The organism is Flavobacterium sp. (assembly GCF_043778725.1).
GTDB lineage: Bacteria > Bacteroidota > Bacteroidia > Flavobacteriales > Flavobacteriaceae > Flavobacterium.
The window spans coordinates 15,891-27,060 of the sequence record NZ_JAYWFT010000127.1; the positions used below are offsets into that span (position 1 = coordinate 15,891).

The window sequence follows — 11,170 nt, forward strand, 5'->3', positions numbered from 1 at the left end:
ACATATTTACAAGATGGATTTTTAATTTGAAAAATCATTATATTAAAAGTCAAAGCATTCATTTTAAACGCAATAAAGTTTATTATTTATTAACTAATAATTATTATTGATGTTTTATTAAATTTTTAAAAAAATCACATTCTATCCATGTACCAACTGAGTTGTTTTTCTACTTTTTGAGAATGTAAAACAGAGGTAATAATTTGCTTTAGTCTAAAGAAAGCAGTTTCACTTTTAACAACATAATCTGTTGCTTTATGATGCATGCATTTTATAGCAACATCAATTTTATCTTGTGAAGAAAGCATTATAACTGGAGTATTGCTATTAATTTCTTTAATTTTATCTAGAGTTTCTAGTCCGTTCATTGCGCCTTTAACAATTCCGTCAAGGTGAAAATCTAAAATTACAATATCTGGATTATTAGATAGGTTGGCGATGCATAATTCTCCTGTAGAAAAAGTTTCAATATCAAAATTGGCATTTTCTAGAAATTCAATTTCTAATGATTTTAAAAACAAGGCATCATCATCTACAAGAAATAGTTTTATTTTATTGGTATTTTGCATTAGTTTAGTTTTTTTATGGTAATCAATTCTTCTTCTAGTTCTTTACAAGCTTGAACGCAAATGTTTTCTAGTTGCAGCACCATTTCTGGAATAGCTTCTACTTCTGATTGTCTTCCTGCAAATTCTTGTATTTTTTTGGCCATTGTTTCAAAATCTTGATGAATTCCTACAATAGAAAACGACGGAATCATTTTGTGAACCGTTGCGTACAATGTTGTCCAATCTTTTTTATCATAACTTTGACGCATTGCTGTTATCAATGGCGGCGTTTGTTCTAGATACAAAGAAATCATTTCTGACATTAATGTAGGATTAGATTTAGTGCGCTTCATTAAATAATTTAAATCAGTACACTTTGCCTTAGCCTCAAGTGTATTGTTTTTTTCTTCTTGTTTTGTTTGGTAAATTTTCTTCAGTATACTAATAATTTTACTGTATAAAAGACGCTCATCTACTGGTTTAGAAAGATAATCGTTCATGCCAACAGCTCTGCATTTATCAATGTCAACAGTAGTCACATCGGCAGTTAGAGCTACAATAGGAACTTTTAAATTCATTGTTTTTCGTATGTATTCTGTAGCTTCAAATCCGTTCATGACTGGCATTTGCAAATCCATAAGAATAATATCATAAGTAGTAGATTGAAGTTTTTCTATAGCAATCTTACCATTGGAAGCAATGTCACAAACAAATCCGAAATCATCAAGTAGCGTTCTCATTAACAATTGATTAAGAGCAATATCTTCTACTACTAAAACCTTTATGTTTTTTATATCCTCATCAAGAGTAATAATTTCTTCTGTATATTGAGCGTCGGCATTGGTTTTTAAAAATGGTAATCTAAAACTAAATACAGAACCTTGACCAACTGTACTGTGTACTTCTATACTTCCGTTTTGTCCTTCAACTAGCTGTTTTACAATAGCAAGTCCCAAACCTGTACCTCCATAAATTCTAGATGTTCCGCTGGTTGCTTGTTGAAAATTTTCGAATATAGTTTCCATTTTATTTTCTGGAATTCCAATTCCTGTATCGGAGACTGCAAATTCTATAATTACTTCTTTTTCTGTTTCCTCAACTAATTTTACACTTACTGTAATCTTACCTTTGGTAGTGAATTTTACAGCATTGCTAACTAAGTTTAGTATTATTTGATGTAATCTAACCGGATCACCAACAATAACTTCGGGAATTGTATTGTCGTATTCTTTAAGTAATTGTACGTTTTTTTCTTGACTTTTAATATCAAATACATGAATCATTGCAGCAATTGACTTGGCCATTTTAAAAGGCACTTTTTCAAATGACATTTTACCCGAATCAACTTTGGCTAAATCTAAAATATCATTAATAAGTACAATTAAAGCATCACCACTGGTTTTTATTGCCTGTAAATATTCTCTTTGCTTGGCCGTGAGTTCGGTTTTCAATACTACTTTTGTAAATCCGATAATAGCATTCATTGGTGTTCTTATCTCATGACTCATATTAGACAAAAACTGCTGTTTGGCCTTTACAGAATCTACTGCAATTCTTGTTGCTCCTTCGGCTTTTATTTGTGCTTCCTCGGCAATTTTAGTAGCCAATTCTGCAAACGCCTTAGCTTCTATCAATTCTTTTTGGGCTTTCTTCTGCTCTGTAATATCTCTAGCAACGACAACAGCACCAATAACATTTTCATCGGTATCTTTATAAACAGAACCGTTAAACAGCACGTTGGTTTGTTTTCCATCTATTAATACTAAAGGATAATCTACTACAAATCCTTTTGTAAAAACTTCTTCATATCCTTTCTTGGCCTGTTCTGGTTGTGTAAAATATGTAATAAAATCGGAACCAATTAAATCTTCTTTACATACATCTGTTGCTCTAACTGATGCTTGATTGGCATCTGTAATTTTTCCTTCTAAACTAATAGTAAATAACGGATCACGACTAGCCTCAATAAGACTTAACGAATATTGCGAAGCCAATTTTAAAGAATAATTATAGGCTTCAAGTTCTTTATTTTCTACAACACGTTTTTCTTTCTCTTGGTTTAGAAAATTAAGCTCTTTTCCTGCAATAACCAATTCGTTAGCTCTGTTTTGCTTCTCACCAGATTGAAACTCAAGTTCTTTATTGGCTAATACCAACTCGGCAGCTCGTTTTCCTTTCTCTTTATTTTGATAAGCCAATTCTTTATTAGCAATTATCAACTCTGATGCGCGTTTTTCCTTTACAACACTTTGATGTTCTAGTTCTATATTGGCAATACTCAATTCGTCTGCACGTTTTTGTTTTTCTTCGTTTTGGTAGGCCAATTCTTTGTTAGCAATAGTCAATTCGCCAGCGCGTTTTTCCTTTTCATAATTTTGATAAGCAAGCTCTTTATTGGCAATAACCAACTCGGCAGCTCTTTTTTCTTTTTCATCGTTTTGATAAGCAAGTTCTTTGTTAGCTATTTGCAAATCTAAAGCCCATTTTTGTTCGGCAATATCTCTAGCAACAATTACAACTCCTAGCACATTTTCATTCGCATCTTTATAGGTAGAACCATTAAATAAAACGTCAGTAAGTTTACCTTCTTTATGTCTTATTGTTAAAGGTGCATCGGCAACAAATCCTTTAGCAAAGACTTCTTGATAAACACCACGAGCCATTTTAGGATTGGTGAAATAGTCAAAAAAATCTGAATCGGTAAGTTCTTCGCGAGTACGTCCAGTAATATTGGCAGTTGCTTGATTCATATCGGTAATTTTTCCATTAATATTAATGGTAACCAATGGATCTAGACTTGCTTCAATTAGACTTCTTGCATATTGATTTTCTAGCTTTTTCATAAAATTTAATCTCCTATTTCTTCAATTGGGTTTCTGCGTCTGTCTTTTAGTTTTTTGAAATGAGAAGGTGTTAATCCTGTAACTTTTTTAAATTGATTGGATAAATGAGCCACACTACTATAATTTAATTTATAGGATATTTCAGTTAAATTGTATTCATCATACAAAAGCAACTCTTTGGCTCGTTCAATTTTATGATTTATTATAAATTGTTGAATGGTAATACCTTTCACTTCCGAGAAAATATTAGATAAATAGGTATAATCATGGCTTAATTTTTCACTTAAAAAATCCGAAAAATTTATCTTTGGTAGTTCGTCCGAATGATGAACCATTTCTACAATAACATTTTTTATTTTTTCTATTAGAATGGCTTTTTTATCTTCCATCAACTCCAATCCCGAAAAAAGTAATCCTTTCTTAAGCAGGCTTCTTTTCTCTTCTGTAATGTCTTCCATGATTTCTACTTCTCCCAAATCAACAATTATAAAATGAAGCCCAACTTTTTTAAGCTCCTCTTTTACAACCATTTTGCAACGAGTACTGACCATATACTTGATGTATAATTTCATAAAAAATATTGATTAAGTCAATTTTAAAACTTTAAAATTACACTAGACAAAGTTGCAATTAGTTTGGCGACGGTTGTTATATAAATAAATAGAAAAATTACACATTTTACTTATTTGCAAACTATAATTTTTTCTAATAGTATTTAAAATGAAATAAATCAGATTTTTTCTGATCCTAATTGTAGAAGTAGAAACATAAAAATTTCTATTAGTAGAACTATTACTACAAATGTAGCACAAAAAATTAAGCAAAAACTTCATTTAATAATTTATTAAACAAATGTTAAAATAATTTACTTCTTATCCCAAAAAAAACGCCTCCAAGTAGAGACGCTAAATATTATTTTTTATTGGCTTCCAATTCCTTTCGGCTTTTGTAAGTTTTTAAGTATTCGCCTTTGGGTTTTCCATCGTCAAACGAGCTAAACATAAACGGAAATGCTGCCTGATGACGCGCATCTTCATTAGAAAATCCTTCATATTCTATTCTATAAATAGCCGAATACATTTGGGCTCTACCAATACCATGATAACAATGTATTAAAACAGGATAATTATCTTGATTGTCCATAATCTTGAAGAATTTATCCAAATTTTCTTGCTTTGGCACTTGATCCGAACCATCGTTAAAGTAGTTTACACCCGGTATTTTTGCAATTGCATCTTTCTCGGCAGTCAATTCGGCAGGAACTTCTGGATTGTTTACATCATCACCTGTTCCTGGAAAACGCAAATCTACAATCGATTTAATATTATATTTCTTGACATAATCAGCAATTTCATCTGGCGGAATAACGCCGCTTTTATAAACTTTACCATCAGTAATCGTCATAAAATTATGATTGATATGTCGGTCATAAACATATTTTCCTGTTCCAATTAAAACCACGGCTAAAACAGCAATTCCTATTTTCTTTTTTAAAGTCATTTTTTATTTATCATTTGAGGTCAACTTTCTATCAATAATACGCTCCATATAATCTTGCAGAAAAGCTTTGCATCGTTTTTCTAACAAATTCATTTCGGCATTGCGCTGACCAATTAAATTATGTTTTAAATCTTTGTCTTCTTTGTTATAAAATCCAACAGCTTTTTCTCCGTCAAACGTGCAAATATAATTGCCGCTCATCATTTGATATTTATCAGAGGAATAACGCATTACAAACGGCGGAATTTTATCTTTACTAATCAAACTTCTACCCCAACTTCTAAAAGGTTTGTCATAACCCATCATGTCTAAAAGTGTCGGATAAATATCTATTTGTTGTGCCCAATCTTTATTAACACCTACATATTTCTCGTTGGGCGTAAAAAACAAAATCGGAACCGTATGCAGGTTTTGATCTTTATAATATTCGTCATAATAAATTAAATTATCATGATCGGCAACCAACACAAAGATAGTATTATTGTACCAAGATTCTTTTTGGGCTGCGTTAAAAAACTTTCTTAACGAATTGTCAGTATAACCTATACATTGATGAATAGGATTATCACCTTTAGGAAATTTACCTTCATATTGGGCAGGCACAACATAAGGCTCGTGTGATGAAACCGAAAATAATGTTGCCATAAAAGGTGTTTTCTTTTGCGAAAGCGTTTTGTTAAAATACTGCATAAAAGGTTCGTCCCAAATGCCCCAAGATCCATCGAAATCGGCGTCATTGTTATATTCTGTTTTTCCGTAATAATGGTCGTAGCCCAAAATATTTCCGAAACCTAAAAAACCCATAGAACCATTGGGTGCTCCATGAAAAAAGGAAGTATCATAACCTTCACTTTTTAAAACAGAAACCAACGATTCTATCTTCTGTTTTGGATAAGGTGACGATGTAAATGCATCTTTAAACGAAGGAATTCCTGCAATTACAGACGACATTCCGTGAATAGATTTATAGCCATTGGCATACCCATTGGTAAATATTAAACTGTGCTGCGCCAACGAATCTACAAACGGAGAATAACCTCTATACTTTAGATCTTTGCTGTCTTTATTGAAAGTACTAATATATTCACGAGCATAACTCTCTAGAATAAGAATTACAACATTGGGCTTTGTTTTGGGGTTGTTTTTATAGAATTTTATGGGTTGAATAAGCGCATCAATAGTTGCCTTATCAACCAAGTTTATTTTTTTAAATGTATTGGTATTCCAGGTTCTAATAATTGCAAATGGCGTGTTTAATACAAAATCGGCTTGCGATGCATTGGTAACATATCGACTGGCATCAAGCAAATTAATAGGACGCGTACTTTTCTTGAAATCGCCACGAATACCGCCAATACACAAGGTTGAAATAAAAAGAAAACCTACAACTGAAAACGCAAAATATTTTACAGAAGCAGTGTGCACATTGTGATTAATTCGAACCTTTTTATAAAGAAAAATCCAGAGAAAAGCACAGATAAAAAACAAGGCAAATACATGCCAATAGCTTATCAAGAAGTTAAAAAACAACGTACTTTTATTACTCTCATTTTGCAAAGTATCTAGCGACGCTCTTGTACTTCTATTAAAGGTATATTTGTAATAAATGAAATCAATAAAATTAGCAGAATAAGCCAATAAATTGGTTATAAAATAAATATAAAACAGCATTTTTTGATAGCCAATTTTAGTATTAGCAACCAAAGGAACGATTGATAAAACTATAAATAACAAGTTAATGTAGATAATTGTGGTAGTGTCAAACGATAATCCGTGGTAGTACAACTGGAAAAAATCGCTTATCGAATCTATTTTTATTAAATTTCTATTATAAACAAAAAATAAAACTCGGGCTACAAAATAAAAAATATAAGCCAATAAAATTCTGTAAGCCAGAACTTTATATTCGTTAAATCTCAGGAATTTATTCATTTAGTAATTGCTAATTTTATCTTACAAAACTACATATTTCACAATCAATATTATAAATTTTAAATAAATATTGTGAATGATTATATTATTAATTAATTTGCATCAAATTTAATCCCAATGACAACAATTTCTCGTCTATTTGACTTTCCATACCATCAATTAGAAAAATACAATATTTCGGACGCATTAGTAACCAAGCAAAATGGCGAATGGATAAAAACTTCAACACAAGAATATATTGACAAAGCCAATACAATATCTAGAGCATTGTTGCGACTGGGCATCCAAAAAAATGATAAAATTGCTATTATTTCGTCTAATAATAGAACTGAATGGCACATTATGGATATTGGAACATTACAAACCGGAGCTCAAACGGTGCCTATTTATCCAACAATATCGGAAACAGATTATGAATATATTTTAAACCATTCAGAGGCAATCTATTGTTTTGTATCGGACGATGAAGTGCTGCAAAAAGTACGATTGATTCAGAAAAATGTTCCAAATATTAAAGAAGTATATTCGTTTAATGAAATTGAAGGTTGCAAAAACTGGAATGAACTTTTAGAATTAGGAAAAGACAACAGCAATCAAGATGTTGTAGAAGACCGAAAAAACAATGTAAAACCGCTTGAACTAGCAACAATAATCTATACCTCTGGAACTACAGGAAGACCAAAAGGAGTGATGCTTTCGCACAATAATATCGTTTCTAATGTGTTGGATTCTGCCAACAGAATTCCGTTTGATGCAGGAAAAAGTAGAGCGTTAAGTTTTTTACCAATTTGCCATATTTATGAGCGCATGGTAACCTACATATATCAATATTATGGTTGTTCAATTTATTTTGGCGAATCAATAGAAAAGATTTCTGATAATGTAAGAGAAATTCAACCTACAGTAATGACTGGTGTGCCAAGACTTATAGAAAAAGTATATGAAAAAATAATTGCTAAAGGAAGCGAGCTTACAGGAATAAAAAAGAAATTGTTCTTTTGGGCAGTTGATATAGGTTTAAAATATGAACCTTATGGCGTAAATGGTTGGTGGTATGAAATGCAATTAAAATTGGCTAGAAAACTTATTTTTAGCAAATGGAAAGCAGGTTTGGGTGGAAAATTAGATTTAATTGTAAACGGAAGTGCCGCTTTACAACCAAGATTAGCCAGAATATTTGCCGCAGCCGAAATTCCGGTTATGGAAGGTTATGGATTGTCGGAAACATCACCAGTAATATCGGTTAATGACCAACGCAATCACGGTTTTAAAATAGGAACTGCTGGACGAATTATAGATAATGTAGAGGTGAAAATTGCAGCCGATGGCGAAATTCTTTGCAAAGGTCCAAACGTGATGATGGGTTATTACAAAGATGAAGTGTTGACCAAAGAAGCTATTGTTGACGGTTATTTTCACACAGGTGATATTGGCGAAGTTGATGCAGATGGTTTCTTGAAAATTACCGACAGAAAAAAGGAAATGTTTAAAACAAGTGGTGGAAAATACATTGCACCGCAACTGATAGAAAACACGATGAAACAATCGCGTTTTATTGAGCAAATTATGGTAATTGGTGACGGACAAAAAATGCCTGCAGCTTTCATTCAACCCAATTTTGAATTTGTAAAAGAATGGGCAAAAATTCACAATGTACTTATTGGAACTACAAACGATGAAATCATTAAAAACCAACAGGTAATTGATAGAATTCAGCTAGAAGTAGATACGCTTAACGAGAAATTTGGAAACTGGGAAAAAATCAAGAAGTTTGAATTAACACCCGATTTATGGACCATTCCAGCCGGACACCTTACTCCTACCATGAAATTAAAACGAAAAGTGGTTATGGAAAAATACATTAATTTATTTCATAAAATATATGATACCGTTTAAGTATTAGTAAACTGTCGCTAAATAATTTAACACTATTTCAAGGTGCCAGAATTTATATGATGGTTTTACAAAAAGTGTTAAAGTATAGCTACATTTTTTTACATTTAAATGACACTAATTTACCTCTATACAAATGTTTTTTAAGATAGATGTGCGTATATTTGTGAGTTAGGCGTCATTTTGCCCAAAAATCCACGAAAAATCATCTGAATAAAAACTATTTATGGCGAGAATATTTAATATTGGTTACTACATAAATGAAAAACATATTTCAAAAGCTGTCGAACTTTTAAACTACCAATTAGCCCAAAAAAGCCCGTTGTACAATATTACAGATTTTACAATATACAAAAACGAACAAAATGTAATTATTCCTTGTGAATTTTATGAGAACTACGTTAAAAGAGATTCTTTTTATTACTTTGAAAATAAATTCAAATTAATTAAATATTTTGGCGTTCAAAGAGCATACAAAATTAGAGAATTTCATTTCTTTACTTGGGATTTATTGGTTTTGTATTATTCTTTTGGATTTTACATCAGAGAATTACTTGATAAGTATATAACAACAGTAAATAATATATATTCTGAAAAATCTATCAATATTTTTTATGGTGGCTCAATAAATTATGAATATCCGAATAAATCAAAAATATTCTATTATGATGATTACAAAGTTTTTCTGAACTTAAAGGAAACATTAACTAAACCTGAACCAGGCAAAATTAAATATGCAATATCGCTTGACATAAAATCTTTTTTTTACTCAATTGATCACAAAATATTGTTAGATATTTTAGATCGTAAATCATACGCAACAACAAAAAAAGCTTTACACTACAATGAATTTGCAAAAGAAACTTTTGAATTTTTTCTAAAATTTTTAATAAGCGATTCAAAAGGTATTCCTGTATCAGGTCAAAATATAATTTCTAGTTTTATAAGCTCAATTTATTTTTCAGATTTTGACGAATTTGTAGTTGATACATTTCTAGACAATGATAGATATAGTTATATAAGATACGTAGATGATTTTTATATAGTTTTTAGTGAAGATGATACAAAACCGATTTCAGAAATAAGAAAAGAAATTTATTCGATTGAAAATTCAATATCAGACTTTCTTACTAAACATTTAAATCTTTCTGTAAGTTCATCTAAATCCGATAGATTTGTAATTTCTGACGTAGATTCTCATTTAGACTTCCTAAATTCAACAGGTTTTGAAAGCCCATTTGAACAGGAATTTGATTATGAAGAACTATATAACGAATCAATATTAAGTTTACAAATTAAAGACAAGCAAGCGCCAGAAATATTTGATGAATGCATAAACTTATTAAAAAAATTAAAAAGCCAAACAGGAAATTTAGAGCAAATAAATATTGAAGCTAAAGAATCATCTTATCTCAACTTTATTTTAATTCACAATTCTTGTTTACAGTATTCGAAGAGTAATGAAGCAAAACTTAAAATTATTAATAGTGGCATCTTTGAAAATTTTGAACATCTAGATTTCCTACTAACTAAAATAAAAGTTATACTTCACTTAGTGACAATCAATAATGAATTGAGAAATAATTTATTTAACTCAATAATATTATCATTAGCAGAAGATGAAAATATAACTCAAAAAATTACAATTTTAGACAAGTTTATTCATCAAATTCAATTTTTAATCACTGAACTAAAAGGTCTTGAAAAGATTCAATTGCAAAATGAATATTTAAATTACATAGAAATAATAAAACTGAATCTAAAAAGTAATTTAGAAAAGTCAAATAATGATTATTTTTCAATTATTTATAAAAGTTTAGACAAAGACTATAAATTAAATAAATTTGAACCAATATATAGTACTAATTTTTTAAGTCAAACAAATTGCATTCCATTAGTTCAACAGATTAAGCAAAGAGTTATAAACGAAAAAATAGGATTTTACAACGTATGTTTTAACCATTTACTAAATGAATTTCAAAATATTTTTGAAATGATGTTTTTAGATGGAAAGCAGAAAAAAGCTCTAGAAATTACTTCCGAAATGTCAAAAAATAAATTTAAAGTGAACGACATTAAATTTATTTCAGAATTTTTTGATAGAAGAAATCAAAATTCCATATCTCATACAAACGAACAAGAAATAGGTTTTTGGGGAGTTGGTCATAATGAATACAAAAAATACAAATTAAAATTAGAAGAATTGATAAAAGAAATTCTAATAAAAACGAACGCCTAACAGCGGTAGCTGTTGCACAACCATAAATTTTCAAAAAACATTTCCAAATTACATAAATTCAACCTCGTTTAAAGCGATTTAATGGAGGTTTATTTTTTAGTTAAAGTTCAAAATCGCAAACTTTTGATGGCTAAAAAATGAGTTTTTCAAGTTATAAATGGTACTTTTTGCAAAAGTTTGACTCTTCCTTGCTTTTAACGTTGCCACTTGGGTTA

7 protein-coding genes are annotated in these 11,170 nt (G+C 30.2%); 2 read left to right on the forward strand and 5 right to left on the reverse strand.

From position 1 onward, the window contains the following. Nucleotides 1–134 precede the first annotated feature (134 nt). From ACH2CG_RS12420 to ACH2CG_RS12440, 5 genes are all read right to left on the reverse strand, one after another. The gene (locus ACH2CG_RS12420; protein ID WP_395065659.1) at nt 135–569 is read right to left on the reverse strand and encodes a response regulator; all 435 of its coding nucleotides are present in this window, start codon (nt 567–569) and stop codon (nt 135–137) included. Next, nucleotides 569–3,391, reverse strand: coding sequence for an ATP-binding protein (locus ACH2CG_RS12425; RefSeq protein WP_395065661.1), 2,823 nt, complete (start codon nt 3,389–3,391; stop codon nt 569–571). The genes ACH2CG_RS12420 and ACH2CG_RS12425 overlap by 1 nt, the downstream gene beginning before the upstream one ends. Before the next feature lie 5 nt (nt 3,392–3,396). Then, nucleotides 3,397–3,963: a helix-turn-helix domain-containing protein gene (locus ACH2CG_RS12430; protein WP_395065663.1), complete on the reverse strand. Its 567-nt coding sequence runs from the start codon at nt 3,961–3,963 to the stop codon at nt 3,397–3,399. 340 nt (nt 3,964–4,303) lie between these two features. Then, a complete protein-coding gene (locus ACH2CG_RS12435; RefSeq protein WP_395065665.1) occupies nt 4,304–4,891 on the reverse strand; it encodes a dual specificity protein phosphatase family protein in 588 nt (195 codons plus the stop codon). A 3-nt stretch (nt 4,892–4,894) separates the two neighbouring features. Further along, complete coding sequence (locus ACH2CG_RS12440; protein WP_395065667.1) at nt 4,895–6,823, reverse strand: LTA synthase family protein; 1,929 nt, start codon at nt 6,821–6,823, stop codon at nt 4,895–4,897. 117 nt (nt 6,824–6,940) lie between these two features. Between ACH2CG_RS12440 and ACH2CG_RS12445 the strand changes: the two genes are divergently transcribed. Continuing rightward, on the forward strand, nt 6,941–8,719 hold the full coding sequence (locus ACH2CG_RS12445) for an AMP-dependent synthetase/ligase (protein ID WP_395065669.1): 1,779 nt from the start codon (nt 6,941–6,943) through the stop codon (nt 8,717–8,719). Between the two features lie 223 nt (nt 8,720–8,942). Beyond that, nucleotides 8,943–10,955, forward strand: a complete 2,013-nt coding sequence (locus ACH2CG_RS12450) for a hypothetical protein (protein ID WP_395065671.1) — start codon at nt 8,943–8,945, stop codon at nt 10,953–10,955. Nucleotides 10,956–11,170: the final 215 nt, after the last annotated feature.